Source organism: Escherichia sp. MOD1-EC6162 (assembly GCF_002965125.1).
Lineage (GTDB): Bacteria > Pseudomonadota > Gammaproteobacteria > Enterobacterales > Enterobacteriaceae > Escherichia > Escherichia marmotae.
Window position 1 is genome coordinate 1 of the sequence record NZ_PTSB01000006.1, and the last position, 19,201, is coordinate 19,201.

The window sequence follows — 19,201 nt, forward strand, 5'->3', positions numbered from 1 at the left end:
CCCCAGAGAAGTCAGTGGGTTACGCAGAGAATCGTAACGGGATACCAGATCAAGGGCCTGTCCAATGTGCATAAAAAAATCCGGAAACGAGTGAGCGTTTCCGGATTCTTACACAGCCACTGGATCGGTCAACTGATCCTTAACTGATCGGCATTACACCTTTCTGGTGGCGTTTTTTATCGCCCACGCACTACCAGTGCCTGATCCAACTCCCGATATGCCTCAACCAGTTTCTCCAGAGAAACTCGACTTAAACCGCTGGGATTCGGCAATACCCAAATCTGCGTCGAACCAATGGTCAGCGTTTGTTTCCCCCACTGCACGCCTCGCTGACTGAATCCCTGTTCATACGCCTGCTTACCCAGAATCGCCAACGCCTGCGGCTGATAATTCTCAATTTTTTCAATTAGCTTGCGCCCACCTGCGTGCAATTCCTGCTTTGACACTTCATTAGCCTGCACCGTTGGCCTGTCAACCAGTTTGGTGACGCCACAACGATAATCCAGCAGATGCTGCGCTTCCTGCGGCTTCAACTGACGGTCGGTAAACCCGGCCTGATAAATCACCTTCCAGAAGCGATTCGCCGGATGGGCAAACGGAAAACCAGACTCCGCGGAAGAAAGACCCGGATTGATGCCACAAAACACCACACGCAATCCTGGCGCAAGAATATCGTCAACCATATTAACTCCTGAACAACACAACCCGCAGGAAGTATAACGAATTGAAAACACATTGTTTATAAAAACAGCAGCCGCGCGGTAATGGCTGGATTGCGACACGGAGTTACTTTATAATCCGCTACCATGGCCCCTTAGCTCAGTGGTTAGAGCAGGCGACTCATAATCGCTTGGTCGTTGGTTCAAACCCAACAGGGGCCACCATATCTATCAAGGGGTTACGTTAACAGCGTGACCCCTTCGTTTTTTCTAGGATACCTATAGGATACCGTGACAGAGTATAAGCAGGTATAAAAACAACAAGTTACGCAACATCATACCTGTCATGAAACTTTAACTATCCGACATGATAGCTGGTCGATAATCACGGATAATCCGTTATGTGGATCCCCATATCGGCATCAGGCCCACCAGCGTGAAGCGTTTTTCATTTTTCGCGGGTATAAAAAATCGATGGGGCTGGCAGTCCGGAAGACGTCAGGGTACAGAGATTTGACCCGCCCCTCCCTGTGCATGGGCACAATAAGTAACCGAAGGCGGAATTCCGCCCTCGGTACTCACATATGAGAAACGATATTTCTTCCTCTGATAACCAAAATATGGGTATCACAAGTAACCCCCAAAATCTGGGTGTTGCTCTTACTACCCAAACTACGGGTAGTTTCCGTAATTTCATGGTCGAGTTGCAGATCTGCAACTCACCCACCAGCCAACGCAATTTTGCGTTATCGGGAATATCAGCAAGTTACCGCCGCAGCCGTTCCGGCTTCTTCCACTGGTAAGTATTTTTCGCGCTCTCCCTCCGTTGTTGAGAACGGCGACGGTATGCCAGCAACTCAAGAACTCTGGTTCGTATGTTGCGCATATCCACGCCGTTAAGCTCAATACCGTCACGGCGCATCACCTCAGCCACCACACGCGCGTAATTTTCAGCGGTGACTGTATCCGGCTGCGCGGCCTGTTCGTCAGCCAACTGGCTGATTCCACCAGCACAGCGGATTAATCGCAGTATTTCAGATTCGGTCATTATCATGCCTGTTTTGCGACCTCATTCACTACGTCATTTTTTACCATCCGGCTGATAATCTGATTACACAAATCGTCAATAATTGACTGCACTCTGTTTACTGCCATCGGTTTAAGCCCGGCATCACGTGCCAGAATATTGGGGAGTTTTGCCAGTTCCTCGCTTACGATTTCCCCCCATATAGCCATCTCTTTTCGCACATCATCGGCGGGTATGAGTTGCGCCGTTTCCTGTTCGAACCTGAGGCGCTCACGTTCGGACTGATACCAGGCCTTACGGTCATGTGGCTCCATTTCTTCCAGTGATGCCGGAACGGGAAGATCAAGAAAACAGGTCAGAATGTCAGTCACCCGATAGAGTTTCAGCTTGTCATGCCCTCCGGCTGGCTGGATGTTTTTCAACCTTGCCGCCGCAGTCTGACGACATATTCCCGCTATCGCCGCCAGTTGATTAATGTTCAGCATCAGATTTTTCAGTTCTCGATCCATACCCGCTCCAGAATGTTTTAAACATGCATCTTGCGAACAACTTTCAGAAGAGGTCAAAAAATGCGCTATATGTTGAGCATAAAACAAGCAAAATTAACATACTAAAAATAAAAATACTTAAAATTCAATATCATATAAAGATGATGATGACGAATGAAAATGCAAAAACTAGCCTTTTTCCGCGCCGCTCCCGCCCCGTGGCAGGCCACCTCACCGGGAGGACCCACCCAAAAAAGGCGACTGTCACTATTGTTTATGCTCCATGAGCGACAAAACCGCCCGCAGGCGGTTTTACATAAAACGTTTTGTATCAGCGACCAATCACCACAATCTGGCCGCCATCCCCTTCGTCTGCCGTGCTGATCTCCTGAGAGACCACCCGCGACCCCACGCGCATTTCACCGTACAGAACGGGCAGAACATTGCCCTGGGCAACCATGTTATCCAGTGAGGAGAAATAGGTGTTCTGTTTGCCGTTATCTGTACTTGCTGCCGTGGGCGTCCTGGCTTTCGGTGCCAGCATCTGCGCCACACCACCAAGTACCATACTGGCACCGAGAGAAAACAGGATACCGGTCATACCACCGGCCCCAATGGCTGCCCCCCATGCTGTAAGGGTGGCTCCGGCGGTAAAGAATGATCCGGCAATGGCGGCTGCTCCCAGGACAATCTGGAATACACCACCTGACTTGGCCCCGGCGACTCTGGGAACAATATGAATCACAGCGCCATCAGGCAGAGTCTCATGTAACTGCGCCGTTAATCCGGACGTGCTGACATCCTGCCCGGCAATCCGTACCTGATACCAGCCGTCGCTCAGTTTCTGACGAAACGCCGGGAGCTGTGTGGCCAGCGCCCGGATGGCTTCGGCCCCCGTTTTCACACGCAGATCGATGCGGCGGCCAAATCGTTGTAAATCCCCGTAAAGGCAGATGCGTGCCATGCCTGGTGACGCCAGAGGGAGTGTGTGCGTCGCTGCCATTTGTCGGTATACCTCTCTCGTTTGCTCAGTTGTTCAGGAATATGGTGCGGCAGCTCGCCGCCCCACGTGTTCAAAGTACCGCCTTGTTGTCATGCTCCATTCGATTTCAGCAATCCACGATAATCGAGGGCCGCGACACCTGCATCTATGCGCACCTTCCAGGCGACACCATCAACAGTAAAGCCCACCTGCTCCTCAAGATATGGCGTATCCATACCATCAAGATAAGCGACTTCTATTGTGTCCATCCCCTTAGCTGCGGCTACATACCATTCCTTGCTATTGGCCTTATCAAGACGTGGCTCAACAATTACTTCTGCCATATCTTTCACCACGTTAATGATGCCGGGGTTCTGATTGATAGTGCCCTCATCACCAACCGGAAAGACTGATGACGATGACAGAATGGCGCGACGCGCGGCAGATTCCAGCGCGGCAGGGACCAGAACAAAAGCAGGGGTAATATTCAGTGAGTCGCCGTTAGCATCCTCCTGGAGGCGCATCAGCTTACGGGCTTCATCAAGCCCCACCATGTCCATATCCTTCGCAATAAGATTTTTATGATCGGCATGGAATAACGCTTTACCATCCGTAAACTTGCCGTTGCTGGTTAACAGGAGATAAACCAGATTGCCAACTGTTCTGGCGGCTGCGCGTCCCATCGCCATGGGGATTGTAGTTAACTGGGTCAGGTCATCGTTGATAATGGCCTGACGGGTAACGGAAAAAATATTCCCGTACGTGGCCAGCGCAATAGGTACACCTTTATCGCTGGTGGTGATGTATTTATATTCCGCACCTTCCGGTACTTTATCCAGCTTTGAAAAACCATTCAGACCAACGCGCTTTGCTTCATGAAAGTTTGAAAGCGAACCGGTACGCGTCCATTTCTGGAACGTTTCGCCGCTGTCCTGCCAGCCTTTCAGTACAGATTTTTCAGCCCCACCAGCCAGAATATGAGAAAAATCACTGCTGCTGTGTGTAAAAGCCGCATTAACAACCTGCGAGCGATTAATAAAACCACTCACAGTGATACCACGATCAACCAGTGATGCCTGGGCCATTTCAAAAAGGCTCATCATCGCGTAAGGGTTGCCTCGTTCAGGGCGTTCATACCCAAGACGGGAATAAAGCCCCTGACGAATTGCATCACCTGTTATGTTTCCGTTTCCGGCATAGATATGAGGCGGGGTATTTTTATTGGATGGCGTGGACTCGCGCCCCAGCTCGTTCAACAGCTTTTCACGGGCCATTTCCGGTGTACATGATGCATCTTCCAGACACGCCATTTTGATCCCGTCGTAACGACTGCCGAACAGGCTAAACACTTCACTTATTCCATTGATGCGTTTCTGTTCATTACCAGCAATATTTGCCGCTCCCTGTGGCGGTGTAATCATTCCTTTAATGGTTTCCGGCATATGTAAAAAATCTCCTGTACGTTTCGATTCAATTCGCGCCATTGCTCTGACGGATGGCAACAATTCATCAGCAAAACCGTGCTTAAGGCATTCTTTCCCATCCATCCAGGTTTCATCCTCCAGCATGGCGGTAATTTCCTGTGCTGATTTGCCCGTTTTTCTGGCATAAGCAGGGATTAACACGGTTTCCACCTTATCCAGCAAATCAGCATAATCACGCATATCGCCAGCATTTCCGCCAGAGATCCCCCACGGTTTATGGATCATCATCATGGCGTTCTCCGGCATCACTACACGATCGCCAGCCATTGCGACCACCGAAGCCATTGAAGCCGCAACACCATCGATATAAACCGTAATGTCTGCCGGATGATTCCGTAGCAGGTTATAGATGGCGATGCCTTCAAACACATCACCACCTGGTGAATGGATCCTCAGATTGATATGTGAAACATCGCCAAGGGCTTTCAGGTCTTCCGCGAACTGCTTTGCAGTAACACCGAAGCCGCCAATCTCCTCATAGATAGATATATCCGCCGCTCCGCGAACATCCGCCGCCTTAATGGTGTACCAGCGATTCATTATTCCCCCACCGATGCAAAACCATTCTGATTAAGCCAGGTGTTTACGGCATGTCTGACAATCTGCGCCACACCTGGTAATGGTTTGTCAGGATGATGATTTATATGGTCGATCCTGTACTGCTTAAGGCGCATAACGGTCTGCGCATCCAGATGAACGGAACCACCCCTGATATCGCCCGTGTTCAGGTCATTAATACAACTCACAGTAACTTCCTCTTACTGACTAAACTGTGCACATTATTGATCGATAAAAGTGGTAGATAAACATATTTCTATCATAAAAACAGATTAATGAGATTCAGACACAAAAAAGCCGGAGAAAATCCGGCATAAATATCCCGCCATCTGAACACGTTTTGACACAGGCAACTCCACCTGGCAGGTGAAAAACAGATTTATTTATATATTTCAATTAATTGCAAACTGGTCTAATGACAGGGAGAAAAAAATATTGTACAGGTGAAAACAGAAATAACTTTTAATTATCAATAAATTATCACACATGCTGCCGCCGCCATGAAAATGCAAAAACCAGCCTTTTTCCGCGCCGCTCCCGCCCCGTGGCAGGTCACTACACCGGGAGGACCCATAAAAAAGCCGGATTGCTCCGGCTTCTGTCACTCGTTGCTTAAAACGGTATGTTATCCCCGTACGGATCATCATTCCCCGCCTGTTGTTTTGGTGTGCTTCGCTGTCATAGGCTTTATCTCACAGCAGTAAATTAAAATTTTTGCGTTTTAACCCTTCACCTGTTCACCTTTTGATATTTTCTCTTTTAATTCATAATGTTAAGGGGTGAACAGTTTCACAAAAACTATTCACCAACTGTTCACCACTGTTCACCCTTGAAGCTCAATAAACAATCAAAAAGGTGAACAGTGAATAGTTTGGTGAACAGTTCATAAATAACTGTTCACCCTATAATATACTGATATAAAAGATATTTATGACAGGGTGAACAGTGGTGAACAGTTATTCCATAAGTTTAATTTTAGCTATCGTCATTAGTGACCGATACACATGATGGCATCCAGTCTTCTGATTCCTCCGTCAGTGTCACGTTTGAACGCAAACCGTGCTTCGTTTTCCGTTTCATATACTCCCTGCCATATTCCGCCATTGCCCCCGGCATATCTTTACCGAAGCGCGTCAGTGTTACAGGTTTACCAAACCCATGTGCCCTCATATAAGCCAGATAGGCATGATAGAGATACCTGCGTGGGCTGAATGGCACAATTTCAGCATTACCCACTAACAGGCCATCACACATTACCGACGCCATGAGATAGCCGCAGAAGTCCACCAGCGAATCCCCCTCTCGCTTTATCGCCAGTGCTTCTTCAGATTTCTGCTGCTCATATAACAGGCGTCTGGCTTCGTCCTGGTCAGCAAACCGTGTAAGCAGATGGCGAATCACTACCGCCAGCTCACCTTCTATTTTTTCCGCCAGCATTGGATCGCGTTCGTTCTCCGGTACAACTTCCGAAAAATTGAATATCACCCGACGACGTGAGATCCCCCCGCTGCGGTCACTGAATGACATGGCGTTATTGTTAACCGCCAGCACTACTGCCGGAATACGCGTTGAGTAGGGGGCTTTGTGTTTCGGGTCAATTGCCACCTTGTCACCGCCTGTAATAGCCTTAATCCCTGCCCCATCACCAGCGTAGCGGGTCATATCCGGCATGATAATCAGCGAAAAGCCAACCACTAACGCGCGTTCCCTTGCATCTTCCAGCGCCTTCATGCTTGCCGATACTGTGTTGGCCTTACCCGCCAGCATGGTGCAAATCTCCGCCATCACGCTTTTACCACTTCCCCCTGGACCTGTTACCTCAATGAATAACTGCCAGTCGTACCGGTTCGCCAGCACCATGAATAATGCAGCCAGTACGCGATCCGCCTTGCGGTCATTCTCAGCCACCGAACGGCGTAACCACTTCCAGAAATTCGGCGCATGTGTTGCCAGCGTTTCCCCCTCTGCTGGTGGGCTGAAAGGTAATTCACTGGCAATTAACAACCAGTCGTTTTTGTTATGCTCCCGAAAATTACCTGTTCTGGTATCAAATACCCCGTTACTGAATCCAATCAGGTTACGGGCTGTATTCCCCATAACAGGCAAACTTAACTTCATGGTATCGACCGCCGATTTAATGGCGTTCTGCGAATAGCTGATCTCCGCATCAATGAAAATCTGTGCCATAGCTCGCTGTAATTCTTTATCCTGTACTGGCTCCCATACAACGCCGTTGTAATGGTGAACAGTATCAGAGTCGGCATGAATCGCCAGTTCACCGCCATAATGTGCCAGGAGAACTTCGCCGCGTTGACTTGCTCCCATCTGGTTAAGCGCCAGTGATGAAGCGTTATCGTCTTTTACCCGCTCTTTTTTCTTTACAGGCAGTTCAACTACCTTTTTCTTTTCCGCCTGCTCTGCCCGTTCACGTTCCAGATATTCGCGCCAGTTCTCCCGTTTCTGGCTGTGCATTCCTTCAGGATAATAATCAGCATCCCTGACACCGGCCGCTGCCAGTTTCTGCCCGATGGTATTAACAAGCCCCGGACGCAATAACCCCGCCTGATAGAGACGCACACGATAGCGTCCGTCCGGTACGATTTGCAGGTTGTCCAGTTCGGCAAGTTGTTGCTCTCCAAGCCAGACAGGAGGCACGTTATCGCCAGCCAGTCGCCCGTCCTGTTCCTGCCACTGCTTCGCATGTGCCCACGCATCACTACCCGCAAAAATGATGACTTCCGTCATTTTGTCACGTGGCTGGTGTTTTAAATTTGGCGCTTTTTTCATTTCTGCTCTCTCCACGCGGCAATCATGTTTTTCAGTTCCTGTAGTTTTTTATCCACATTCACACGTGACACATGGTTATTTCTGGAAAGCGGGATTTCCCGCCTGAATCTGCTAATAAAGATCTCCACGTTCAGCGAACTATGAAATGAATAGCCATCACGAATAAAATACACACGGTCAAACATTATCGATTTTACTGTTACTCTGTTGCCGTTCTTATCCCGATAAATAGCGCCGGGGATAATTTTGGGATGTGCATAACCGCTGGCAGTCAAGCCAGATAAATACGTTCTCATGATTATTTATCCCCGATTTGAATCAGTATTCGCTTTCTTTATGGCATTTAATGCATCTGTGGCATTTTCAATGGTGCACCGTAACGAAATATCAAAATGTCCAAGCATTGCCAGTAACAAACCGATATTACCCATATCAATGCGCATGGCCTTTTCGTCATAGTCCTCATTTTCTGACGCATGCCACATCAGGCTACCAATTGACGCAACGGCCATTGATATATTGTCAGTCGCCACATCCGCAGCGGAATAAACCTTTTTAGCAATATCATGCTCACAGTTAAAATGCGGATTAATCAGGTACTGGTAATTTGACATATCAGGCATGGCACACCCCCTGACGAATACGGGCGGCGAATACCATCACGCAGCCAGCCGGGGATTGCTGGCGTGCTTCCTGTTCGCTGGTGGCCACGATGGTAATCACACGCGGTTTTGCGGCGCTCAGGGCGATAAAACGCCAGGCGAATTTATTCAGGTTGTGCGAATCCCGCCCTTGCGGGTGTATGGTATGATTTCTCATAGCTACCTCGATACTCTCGTTATCGTTGGTGGTTAGAAGCCCTGCGAGTGGTAACGACACTTGCGGGGCTTTGTTTTTTGTTGCACTTACTGTTAATGTACGTACGTAATATTGATGATAATAGGAGTTACGTACGTACATGTCAACATTAAAGCGGGATAAATCACCACGCGGCGAGGGATGGTCGCCGACATTCCAGATACGAATTAGCAAAGAACTACGCCAGCAAGTAAACGAGGCAGCAACCGCCGATGGCCTAACCCTCGGCAATTGGTTTAAAGAATTAGCTCGTGCCGAACTAAAGCGACGCGGCATTGAACCTAAAGGCTGATGTATGACTGAAAAGCAGACCGATAACAAACTTTCTCTACCAGAGAATAAACCAGCAGGCTTCTTACCAAGAAAAATCCTTGATGAGATCAAACGCCGCCAGCGGCGCAAGGCCAAAGAGCAGGAGTAACCATCACCAGCGCCGTGGTGCGGTGAACTGTGGCGCACAGGGTTACAGGTATCTACGATGACTGACAAATCATTAAAGAAATTATCCTCATCCAAGAAAAAACAACGCAAAAATGCGGTAAACGAACATGAACCGGAGAGATTCGCACCATGTGCGTTTATCCTTGAGAAGTACCTTAAAGAGTATTCTAGGAAAATACGCTCATTGCAGGCATGGCAGCGAATCGAGCCAGACTGATAGCATTGCCCACCAGCCAACAACCTGGTATTCTGGATATGCTCAAGTTTAGTGTTATGCCACTGGCGGCCCTCTGCGGTCGCCTTTGTTTTATGTGCCATCACTCCCCCTTACACCGTCTGCGTTCTGCGAGTGGATGCAAGATAAGCATCGAGATCAGTGCGCATATACAGCACTTTGCGCCCCAGCTTATGGAAAGGGATTTTTACCTTGCCAGTACAGGCCCAGTTCGCCAGCGTTTGATTGTTAACGCCAAGGTAGGCAGCAGCTTCAGCACGTGTAAGGCGGTCAGTTGATAAATCAGATTTCTTTAAATTCATATCTATCACCGTGTACTTCTAAGTAACAACGGTGATAAATATCAATCAATGGGTATTTTGTTTTTAGCCCAATAGCCAGTTGCTGTGGGGAGGTTACCAGTTATTTAGCCTTAATAGCCAGCTATTAAGATACACTAGCCAGCTATTGGGGGTGAACAAGTTCAAACGAAGAATATTTATCAGGTCTTGGTGGTTGTGCTCCTGATTCTTTAATCCATTTATCCAGAGTGTTTTTACTTACTTTCCCATGATAGTAAACAGAAAGCTCGTTCAATAAACCTGTTTTACTGGCTTTAGGGTACTTTTCCCATGTTAGTTTAATTACGTGCATAACTTCATTGTAATAATGATTTCTTGGTTTGCGCGCTTTTTCTTTCTGTGATAAGGATAAAGCATCTTTTATTTTTTTATCTTTTTCATGGTTCGATATAATTTCTTCAAAAAAGTCATTAAGCAATAACTCAACACCAACCCTAGTAAGTTTGTCTGCGTGATTACGCATTCCGACATGGTACAATGCAACTGCTGAATTTAAAGTATCGACAACCTGACAAGATAGTTTACTATCAAATATTAAAAAACCACATGAATCCATTCTTATAGCTAATTCAATAGGATATTGCTCGATTTCTCTTAATTCTAAACCATAACACAAAAGAAATTCTCTTGTTGGATACTTTGATTTATAAAAATAATCTCTTATATCATCAATCAAGCGTTTTATAGCCTCTATGGTGGAGTTTTTCGGGGATAAAGATACAGGAACGTTTAAAACTGAAGAGTCTCGCCCACCAGTAATTAAATCATTCATAACCGAATAAATAATATATTGTTTGACCGATATATTGTTATCACCCATATATGTCATTCTTTTCTTGTACTATAGCAAATAGTAAACGACGTTTTTCATCATCACTCATGCCCTCCAGTGCGGAAAGTAATTGCGCATCGATAGATTTTTTACTCTCCACCAGCCCGGCATGTTCCAGAATTGCCCGTTCTATCCGTGATGCTGGCTCCAGCAGTTCATCAGCACCGAAATGTAAATACCCCTGCGTTACGTCGGCACTTCGCATAGTGCGGTGATTCATCAGGCGCTTGAGGATGTAATTACCCACGCCCACCAGCTCAGCAACCGTTCCGAACGTCCGGCGTGCGTCGTGCCACTTAAACGGGACAGGGAAGAGCATTTCATCGTTCGCCTCAGGAATGGTAGCCGCGCTTATCCGGTCTATGATGTGCCGTGTCTCCTGAATCACTCCCTTCACGCCAGGAAACACCAGCACATCATCAGCAGCTTTGTTTTTTAGCCTGCGAAGAAACATTTTCCGCAACGTATCAGTGATCGGCAGTTCAAGCGGATCCCCGTTTTTCGTGGTGTCTATCCAGAAAAAGCGACCGCCCATATTCACGCGATCCCACGTAAGGCCAAAAACTTCTGATTTCCTCAGTCCGGTAAACAGTGCCATTTCCACGGCATCACATACCGTAACAGCTATATCATCCCTTTCCTGTTCGCCCTGGTCGCGCACAGCAGCTACAGCAGCAAACCAGCGGGGAAAATCATGCAGGCGGATACGTTCCGTTTTTCTTACCGTTCCGTGCCACTGGCGCTTGGTGCTCAGTACCAGAGTCGGCGGATCCGGTAAAAGAGTATTACCCGCATCATCACGGTAATGATCATGCGCAAACCGACACACAGCACGTAGCGCACGCGCCCATAAATCGGCCTGTGCCTTGCTTCCTGTACCAACCCCAGCCCGTAACGTGGTTTTATCAGCACCGAACCATACAGCCCCATCAGTGATGGCCTTATGCCGTTGTTCCACCCGTTCGCGGGAAATACTGGCGAGGGTATGGGCCATCCAGTCACCGGAATAATTCTGTAATATGCTGCGGTACTGTTTTTCTGTGGAGGGTTTCAGGCGGTGGCCACGATTTTTTACGTAGGCGTCAATCGCCTCACTCAGCGTTATCATGGCCTTGTTGTTAGTGCGCTTTGCTATGTTCGGATTTATCCCCGTTGTGGCGACTTCGCCAAGGAGTTCCATAGCTTTAGCCCTGGCATTATCCACGCTCAGATCAGGAAAACGCCCCAGCGTTGCACGAATAAATTTTCCGTTACGCTTACGGGAAATGCAGAAACTTTTCACACCAGACGAACCTACACGGACACGCAGCCCGTTAACCTCCGTATCACCATATTCGACCTGTCCATGTTCCGGCGTTGGCAGTTCTGCAATTTTTACTTTAGAGAATCTGAATAATTTCACTCATACACCCCACCAAGCGATCTGGTATCCTGGAAAATCGCTTGTTCTGCTCCAGGATACCTATAGGATACCGTAAAGAAGTATTTTGGGGTATATACAGGTATTTATACAGTAGTTTTAAAAAATGCTAAGGTATTGAAAAGTATCGCTAAGTATCTGTAAGTAAAGGGTTATCAACCAACTCATAATCGCTTGGTCGCTGGTTCAAGTCCAGCAGGGGCCACCAGACACAGCAAAAGGCTGACGAGAAATCGTCAGCCTTTTGTTTTTTTCTTTCTGTTCAATCACTTCGCGTGCCAATAAGCCGCTGCGCGTACCCGCTGTGGATCATACTGTTCCGCTTCAAAGCGACGGCTTAAATTCTTAACCACTTTTCCTTCACCGGTTATCCAGATGAAGTAATCATCGGCAGGAATTGCCAACTGCGCCAGACGCGCGTCCACCGCCTGCTCATCATGCGTCAGCCATTCGATGTTAAAACCGTCAAGGTGCGCGAGATAATCCTGACAGGCGTTATCCCGCACGCTGACCAGCGCAGTAACTTGCGGTTTAACGGCAAGTTTGCTCAACGTTTCCAGGCGGCGGCGCAGTGCAGGCATTCCGGACTCATCGCAGACATACACCTGATACGCGTAATCCTCCGGCACCACCAGCGAACCTCGCGGTCCGGCCACCGTGAGTTTATCGCCTGGTTGCGCCTGCATCGCCCAGCCGCTGGCGACGCCGCCGTCGTGTATAAAGAAATCGATCGCCAGTTCATGGCGTTGTTCATCGTACAGCGGCGTATAGTCACGCGACGGCGGGCGCGGTCCTTCCGGCCAGACGATACCTTCTTCCGTTACTGTTGGCGGCACAAAATGAGCGTCAGTTTGAGGAAAGAAGAGTTTGCTGTGATCGTCAAAGCCGCGCGACGTAAAACCGTCCAGCGCCTCGCCGCCAAGGACAATACGCTGAAAACCGGCGCTGATACGCTCAACACGTAACACAGTCAGTTCACGGAAGCGCAGATCATTTCGAACGCGCTGTGGGTAGCGGGGAGAGTTAGTCATTGTTATCGCCTTCGTGATGGTAATCAGATATATCTAAATAAAATTCACAAATGATAATGATTGCTAATCATGATAAATGCAAGCAATTTGTAGAATTGATATATCTGAAGTATGTGAAGGCATTCAGCACCATAGCAAGGCTGCCGGATGCGGCGTGAACGCCTTATCCGGCCTACATGTTGAGCACATCTGCGTTTAAAAATCATTTTTGCACTTGCAGTAATGTTCACATTAGATATAAATTAGATATATCTAATTAAGCAACAGGAGGCTGATTATGAGCCATCATCACGAAGGGTGTTGTAAACATGAAGGCCAGCCACGCCATGAAGGCTGCTGCAAAGGTGAGAAGTCAGAACACGAGCACTGCGGGCACGGTCATCAGCATGAGCACGAGCATGGTCAATGCTGCGGTGGTCGTCACGGTCGCGGCGGTGGTCGTCGGCAGCGTTTCTTTGGTCACGGTGAATTGCGTCTGGTGATTCTGGATATTCTTTCACGCGATGACAGCCACGGTTACGAGTTGATTAAAGCGATTGAGAATCTGACCCAGGGAAATTACACCCCAAGTCCGGGCGTCATCTATCCGACGCTGGATTTTCTCCAGGAGCAGTCGCTGATTACCATCCGCGAAGAAGAAGGCGGCAAGAAGCAGATTGCGCTGACCGAACAGGGCGCGCAGTGGCTGGAAGAAAATCGCGAACAAGTGGAAATGATTGAAGAACGGATCAAAGCCCGCTGCGTTGGCGCTGCGCTACGCCAGAACCCGCAAATGAAGCGGGCGCTGGATAATTTTAAAGCGGTGCTGGACTTACGTGTCAACCAGAGTGACATCAGCGACGCGCAGATAAAAAAGATCATTGCGGTAATTGACCGCGCCGCTTTTGATATTACGCAACTGGATTAATCACCGATTGCCGGATGCGGCGTGAACGCCTTATCAGCCTACGCGCCCGTAGGCCTGATAAGATGCGCCAGCATCGCATCAGGCATTGTGTACCAACCATGATATCCGGCATACCGATTAATGCAGCACCGTCACCGCGTCTTCCAGTCGGCTGGCGCGGTGTTTAACCATCGCTGACACCTGCGCGCTCTCTTCCACCAGCTCGGCGTTTTTCTGGGTAATCAGGTTAAGTTCATCTACCGCACGGGTCAGACTGGAAAGCCCATCAGCTTGTTCCAGCGTTGAATGGCTAATCTGGGCGATCAATTGGGTGACGTTTTTCACCTGTGCCACAATATCGTCCATCGTCCGTCCGGCAGCGTGCACTTGTTGTGAACCGGATTGCACCTTATCAGCACTGGCATCGATCAGCTTGCGAATATCGTTGGCAGCATTGGCGCTGCGGCTGGCTAAATGACGTACTTCGCCCGCAACCACCGCAAAACCTTTACCCTGCTCTCCGGCACGCGCCGCTTCCACCGCCGCATTCAGCGCGAGGATATTGGTCTGAAAAGCAATATCGTTAATCAGCGAAGTAATAGTGCCAATGCGCTGAGTACTGTCTGCAATATCATCCATCGTTTTGATCACCATGGTCATCGCTTCCCCGCCCTGCACTGCCGCATTACTGGCGGTAATAGAAAGTTTATCGGCAGCCGAAGCCGTGGCAGAGTTCTGTTTTACCGACGCTGCCATCTGATTCATGGTCGCTACCGTTTGCTGAACATTATCTACCGTCTGCTGAGTATGTTCGTTAAGTTCATCGGTGCCTTTTGCCAGCGTTTCACTGCCGCTTCTGACGCTGGAAACCTGGCTTGATACGTCATTAATCAACCAGCGGCACATCAAACCAAGCTGCCCTACTGCCCGCAACGTCAACCCCAGTTCATCACTGCGATTCAGATGATCAACACTGTTACACTCACCGGTCGCCACCTTCAGCGCCTGGCTGGCGACATTTTCTATCGGACGAATAATCTGCCATTCAAAACAGGCAATTCCTGACAGCATCACTAACGCACAGAGGAAATAATTCACCACTGGTGCGGCGGCAAACCAGAGCATGGTCGCCAGCGCGATAAACATCAGCGCCATCACTCCACGCGCCCGCCAGCGAAGCGGCAATGAAGGGAGTTTTCCCAACCAGCCTTTACGCACCACTAAACCTTTATGGATACGCTTATTTGTGCGCCCGACATTCAACGCCTTGTACAGCGGCTCTACCGCTGCGATCTCTTTATCCGTCGCCCGCGTGCGAATCGACATATAGCCACTGATTTTGCCATCGCGCACCATCGGCACCGCGTTCGCCCGCACCCAATAATGATCGCCATTTTTATGCCGATTTTTCACGATTCCACTCCAGGGTTCCCCCTGTTTCAGGGTGTACCACATATCAGCAAAGGCCGCTTTCGGCATATCCGGATGGCGCACCATGTTATGCGGCTGCCCCTGTAACTCCCGCAATGTATAGCCGCTAATCTGCACAAAAGTGTCATTAGCATGTGTGATATAGCTTTGTAGATTGGTAGTAGACATCAGAGTGGTATCGTCAGCCAGCGGGATATTTTGCTGGGTGACATACGGATGAGAAGACATAATCGCGTCCTGTGCAGGTTATATTGTTGTTAACTTCTTGTCGGAAGTTATGTCGGCCCCGGCGCGGTTATCTTTAGCGGTTTAATTTGATTTAGATCGCAATTTGCGATTAAAGCACAAAATGTAATTCATTGATTTAAAATACTTTCACCATGTTACTATGCGATAACATTAATTACATTGCCCAAAAAACAGGCATTTGCTGCCCTGAAAGAGTGCATTTACATAACAAGCGCAAAATCCATACTCGATAGAAATCGTACCAAATAACAACAAATGTTAACAATCAGTATTAAATGTTGCACAGATGATTGCCGCATTTGTGTTTATCCCGATTTTCGCAATCGCAGCCGGAGTGGCGCAATCCCTGCAATACTTAAATCGGTATCATGTGATACGCGAGCCTCCGGAGCATATTTTGAACAGGTTACCTTCGAGCGCATCGGCTTTAGCGTGCAGCGCCCACGCCCTGAATCTCATTGAAAAGCGAACGCTGGATCATGAGGAGATGAAAGCACTTAACCGGGAGGTGATTGAATACTTCAAAGAACATGTCAATCCGGGATTTTTAGAGTATCGCAAATCTGTTACCGCTGGCGGGGATTACGGAGCCGTAGAGTGGCAAGCGGGAGGTTTAAATACGCTTGTCGACACCCAGGGACAGGAGTTTATTGACTGCCTAGGAGGTTTTGGAATTTTCAACGTGGGGCACCGTAATCCAGTTGTAGTTTCCGCCGTACAGAATCAACTTGCGAAACAGCCACTGCATAGCCAGGAGTTGCTCGACCCGTTACGGGCGATGCTGGCGAAAACCCTTGCCGCGCTGACGCCCGGCAAACTGAAATACAGCTTCTTCTGTAATAGCGGCACCGAGTCCGTTGAAGCGGCGCTAAAACTGGCGAAGGCTTATCAGTCACCGCGCGGCAAATTTACTTTTATTGCTACCAGCGGCGCGTTCCACGGCAAATCGCTTGGCGCACTGTCGGCCACGGCGAAATCGACCTTCCGCAAACCGTTTATGCCGCTGCTGCCGGGTTTCCGTCATGTACCGTTTGGCAATATTGAAGCCATGCGCACAGCCCTTAGCGAGTGCAAAAAAACCGGTGATGATGTTGCCGCAGTGATCCTTGAGCCAATTCAGGGCGAAGGTGGTGTAATTCTGCCGCCGCCGGGTTATCTCACCGCCGTACGTAAGCTGTGCGATGAGTTCGGCGCACTGATGATCCTCGATGAAGTGCAAACGGGCATGGGGCGCACAGGCAAGATGTTCGCCTGCGAACATGAGAACGTTCAGCCGGACATCCTGTGCCTGGCGAAAGCCCTCGGCGGCGGCGTGATGCCGATTGGCGCGACCATCGCCACCGAAGAGGTATTCTCAGTGCTGTTCGACAATCCGTTTCTGCATACCACCACTTTTGGCGGCAACCCGCTGGCCTGTGCGGCAGCGCTGGCAACCATCAACGTGTTGCTGGAACAGAATTTACCGGCCCAGGCTGAGCAAAAAGGCGATATGTTGCTGGACGGTTTCCGTCAACTGGCGCGGGAATATCCCGATCTGGTGCAGGACGCGCGCGGCAAAGGAATGTTGATGGCGATTGAGTTTGTTGATAACGAAATCGGCTACAACTTTGCCAGCGAGATGTTCCGCCAGCGCGTGCTGGTTGCCGGAACGCTCAACAATGCCAAAACGATCCGCATTGAACCGCCACTGACACTGAGCATTGAACAGTGTGAACAGGTGATCAAAGCGGCGCGTAAGGCGCTGGCCGCCATGCGAGTAAGTGTCGAAGAGGCGTAATACCGATGGCGGATAGCGAGGCAAATTCGCCATCCGCCATTTTTTATACGATACGCACACCCGCAGGCATCATCCGCTCCGGCGCTAATAACACGCTTTCACTGCCGTCATCAGTTTCTGCACACAACAGCATGCATTCCGAGGTTTCACCGCGCATTTTTGCTTTTTGCAGATTGCACAGTACCACCACCGTTTTACCCATCAGCTCTTCTTCGCGGTAGTACGGCACCAGGCTGGTCACGGTTTGCAGCGTTCTTTCACCGACATCAACCTGTACGATGTACAGCTTGTCGGCGTTTTCATGGCGTTTAACTTCCACAATCTTCCCGACACGCATTTCCAGACGCGCAAAATCAGCGTAAGCCACGGTTTCCATTGTTTCTCCCCTTCAAGTAAAATTTTACTAAACTATAGCAAAAGTTTTTCTGAATCCTGTAGGCTAAAAATAGAGAATGCAGGCGTGATCACATTCGTAAGCCACTGTGTTACCGTTACAGCGTCAAAGAAACGCGCTTTATTTACTGAAAACAGGTGACCCAATAAGCACTTCCTCTACAATGAAGGCGCACATCAGGGAAAGTAAAAAAGGTAAACATGGCAACACTAAAAGACATCGCAATCGAAGCTGGCGTATCCCTGGCGACAGTATCCAGGGTCTTAAATGACGATCCGACATTGAATGTAAAGGAAGAGACGAAACATCGCATTCTGGAGATCGCAGAAAAGCTGGAGTACAAGACCAGCAGCGCCCGTAAATTACAGACTGGTGCAGTCAACCAGCACCATATTCTGGCCATCTACAGCTACCAGCAGGAGCTGGAGATCAACGACCCTTACTATCTGGCGATCCGTCACGGCATTGAAACCCAGTGCGAAAAGCTGGCGATCGAACTGACCAACTGTTATGAGCACAACGGCTTGCCGGACATTAAAAACGTCACCGGCATTTTAATTGTCGGCAAGCCCACGCCTGCCCTACGCGCCGCCGCCAGTGCGTTAACCGATAATATCTGTTTTATCGACTTTCACGAGCCAGGCAGCAATTACGATGCGGTAGATATCGATCTGGCACGCATCAGTAAAGAAATCATCGATTTCTATATTGCTCAGGGTGTAAATCGCATCGGTTTTATTGGCGGCGAAGACGAGCCAGGCAAAGCAGATATTCGCGAAGCGGCATTTGTCGAGTATGGTCATCTCAAGCACGTTGTGCGCGAAGAGGATATCTGGCGCGGCGGTTTTTCCAGCTCGTCAGGCTATGAACTGGCAAAACAAATGCTGGCGCGGGAAAACTACCCGAAGGCATTGTTTGTCGCTTCCGATTCCATTGCTATCGGCGTACTACGGGCAATTCATGAACGTGGCCTGAACATCCCGCAGGATATTTCGCTTATCAGCGTTAACGACATTCCTACCGCGCGATTTACCTTTCCGCCGCTCTCAACCGTGCGAATCCATTCCGAGATGATGGGAAGCCAGGGCGTTAATCTGGTGTATGAAAAGGCTCGCGATGGTCGCGCGCTGCCGCTGCTAGTCTTCGTTCCCAGCAAATTAAAACTGCGCGGTACAACCCGCTAAATCCCCTCACACACTGTCTGGCAATCGTTTTTGCCGGACAGTGCTGCCGTTTATTTTCGTGATCCAGTTAAAGTAAATGCATTTACCTGCTACTTTTTAGTAAAAATTTTACTAAACTCCCCATCAATTACACAAAC

Annotated in this window: 20 protein-coding genes, 1 tRNA gene and 1 pseudogene; 4 read left to right on the forward strand and 18 right to left on the reverse strand. The window is 49.0% G+C overall.

Translation table 11 applies throughout. The features are described 5' to 3' along the window. Both A9587_RS24980 and mug read right to left on the reverse strand, forming a co-directional pair. Positions 1–72 (reverse strand): hypothetical protein (locus tag A9587_RS24980; RefSeq protein ID WP_001675268.1); only part of this gene is annotated, 72 nt, incomplete at its 3' end. Positions 73–176: 104 nt separating this feature from the next. Beyond that, the gene (mug, locus tag A9587_RS06695) at positions 177–683 is read right to left on the reverse strand and encodes a G/U mismatch-specific DNA glycosylase (protein ID WP_000227305.1); all 507 of its coding nucleotides are present in this window, start codon (positions 681–683) and stop codon (positions 177–179) included. Between the two features lie 125 nt (positions 684–808). Between mug and A9587_RS06700 the strand changes: the two genes are divergently transcribed. Then, positions 809–884: transfer RNA gene (locus A9587_RS06700), tRNA-Ile, on the forward strand. Between the two features lie 541 nt (positions 885–1,425). On the opposite strand, the gene A9587_RS06705 is transcribed toward A9587_RS06700, so the two are convergent. The 14 genes and pseudogenes from A9587_RS06705 to nfeF all read right to left on the reverse strand — a co-directional run bounded on the left by A9587_RS06705 (position 1,426) and on the right by nfeF (position 13,143). Continuing rightward, positions 1,426–1,707 (reverse strand): hypothetical protein, encoded by a 282-nt coding sequence (locus A9587_RS06705; protein WP_001596797.1) that lies wholly within the window; start codon positions 1,705–1,707, stop codon positions 1,426–1,428. Positions 1,708–1,709: 2 nt separating this feature from the next. Further along, complete coding sequence (locus tag A9587_RS06710) at positions 1,710–2,195, reverse strand: DUF1441 family protein (protein ID WP_066019346.1); 486 nt, start codon at positions 2,193–2,195, stop codon at positions 1,710–1,712. Positions 2,196–2,505: 310 nt separating this feature from the next. Then, positions 2,506–3,078, reverse strand: a complete 573-nt coding sequence (locus A9587_RS24420) for a tail assembly protein (protein WP_077126181.1) — start codon at positions 3,076–3,078, stop codon at positions 2,506–2,508. Beyond that, positions 3,075–3,236 (reverse strand): annotated as a pseudogene (locus A9587_RS24985) (phage tail protein); the annotation flags it as partial. The pseudogene A9587_RS24985 and the gene A9587_RS24420, both read right to left, overlap by 4 nt. A 30-nt stretch (positions 3,237–3,266) precedes the next feature. Next, complete coding sequence (locus tag A9587_RS06730; RefSeq protein WP_077126183.1) at positions 3,267–5,180, reverse strand: ClpP-like prohead protease/major capsid protein fusion protein; 1,914 nt, start codon at positions 5,178–5,180, stop codon at positions 3,267–3,269. Then, the gene (locus A9587_RS24635; protein WP_001277644.1) at positions 5,180–5,386 is read right to left on the reverse strand and encodes a hypothetical protein; all 207 of its coding nucleotides are present in this window, start codon (positions 5,384–5,386) and stop codon (positions 5,180–5,182) included. The genes A9587_RS06730 and A9587_RS24635 overlap by 1 nt, the downstream gene beginning before the upstream one ends. Positions 5,387–6,173: 787 nt before the next feature. After that, positions 6,174–7,985, reverse strand: coding sequence for a DNA primase family protein (locus A9587_RS06735; RefSeq protein ID WP_105263786.1), 1,812 nt, complete (start codon positions 7,983–7,985; stop codon positions 6,174–6,176). Continuing rightward, entirely contained in the window at positions 7,982–8,281 is a 300-nt protein-coding gene (locus A9587_RS06740) for a DUF4222 domain-containing protein (RefSeq protein WP_001261497.1), read from the reverse strand. The genes A9587_RS06735 and A9587_RS06740 overlap by 4 nt, the downstream gene beginning before the upstream one ends. A 6-nt stretch (positions 8,282–8,287) precedes the next feature. Continuing rightward, positions 8,288–8,608, reverse strand: coding sequence for a hypothetical protein (locus A9587_RS06745; protein WP_105263785.1), 321 nt, complete (start codon positions 8,606–8,608; stop codon positions 8,288–8,290). Continuing rightward, positions 8,601–9,602, reverse strand: a complete 1,002-nt coding sequence (locus A9587_RS24425; protein ID WP_109043814.1) for a host cell division inhibitor Icd-like protein — start codon at positions 9,600–9,602, stop codon at positions 8,601–8,603. The genes A9587_RS06745 and A9587_RS24425 overlap by 8 nt, the downstream gene beginning before the upstream one ends. Positions 9,603–9,611: 9 nt before the next feature. Further along, complete coding sequence (locus A9587_RS06765) at positions 9,612–9,821, reverse strand: helix-turn-helix domain-containing protein (RefSeq protein ID WP_001049623.1); 210 nt, start codon at positions 9,819–9,821, stop codon at positions 9,612–9,614. 142 nt (positions 9,822–9,963) lie between these two features. Further along, on the reverse strand, positions 9,964–10,680 hold the full coding sequence (locus tag A9587_RS06770; protein WP_021536612.1) for a hypothetical protein: 717 nt from the start codon (positions 10,678–10,680) through the stop codon (positions 9,964–9,966). After that, the gene (locus A9587_RS06775) at positions 10,673–12,094 is read right to left on the reverse strand and encodes a tyrosine-type recombinase/integrase (protein ID WP_021536613.1); all 1,422 of its coding nucleotides are present in this window, start codon (positions 12,092–12,094) and stop codon (positions 10,673–10,675) included. The genes A9587_RS06770 and A9587_RS06775 overlap by 8 nt, the downstream gene beginning before the upstream one ends. A gap of 284 nt (positions 12,095–12,378) precedes the next feature. Continuing rightward, positions 12,379–13,143 (reverse strand): NADPH-dependent ferric chelate reductase NfeF, encoded by a 765-nt coding sequence (gene nfeF, locus A9587_RS06780; RefSeq protein ID WP_000185302.1) that lies wholly within the window; start codon positions 13,141–13,143, stop codon positions 12,379–12,381. 277 nt (positions 13,144–13,420) lie between these two features. On the opposite strand from nfeF, the gene nfeR reads away from it, so the two are divergent. Continuing rightward, entirely contained in the window at positions 13,421–14,050 is a 630-nt protein-coding gene (nfeR, locus tag A9587_RS06785; protein WP_000017992.1) for a DNA-binding transcriptional regulator NfeR, read from the forward strand. Between the two features lie 117 nt (positions 14,051–14,167). Here the strand turns inward: nfeR and aer are convergent, their stop codons facing one another. After that, a complete protein-coding gene (aer, locus tag A9587_RS06790; RefSeq protein WP_105263784.1) occupies positions 14,168–15,688 on the reverse strand; it encodes an aerotaxis sensor receptor Aer in 1,521 nt (506 codons plus the stop codon). A 418-nt stretch (positions 15,689–16,106) separates the two neighbouring features. Between aer and ygjG the strand changes: the two genes are divergently transcribed. Continuing rightward, the gene (gene ygjG, locus A9587_RS06800) at positions 16,107–17,486 is read left to right on the forward strand and encodes a putrescine aminotransferase (protein ID WP_032141512.1); all 1,380 of its coding nucleotides are present in this window, start codon (positions 16,107–16,109) and stop codon (positions 17,484–17,486) included. 43 nt (positions 17,487–17,529) lie between these two features. Here the strand turns inward: ygjG and A9587_RS06805 are convergent, their stop codons facing one another. Beyond that, positions 17,530–17,862 (reverse strand): tRNA-binding protein, encoded by a 333-nt coding sequence (locus A9587_RS06805; RefSeq protein WP_000450593.1) that lies wholly within the window; start codon positions 17,860–17,862, stop codon positions 17,530–17,532. A gap of 218 nt (positions 17,863–18,080) precedes the next feature. Here A9587_RS06805 and ebgR point away from each other — a divergent pair, with 218 nt between their 5' ends. After that, positions 18,081–19,064, forward strand: a complete 984-nt coding sequence (gene ebgR / locus A9587_RS06815; protein ID WP_000212448.1) for a transcriptional regulator EbgR — start codon at positions 18,081–18,083, stop codon at positions 19,062–19,064. Positions 19,065–19,201 lie beyond the last annotated feature (137 nt).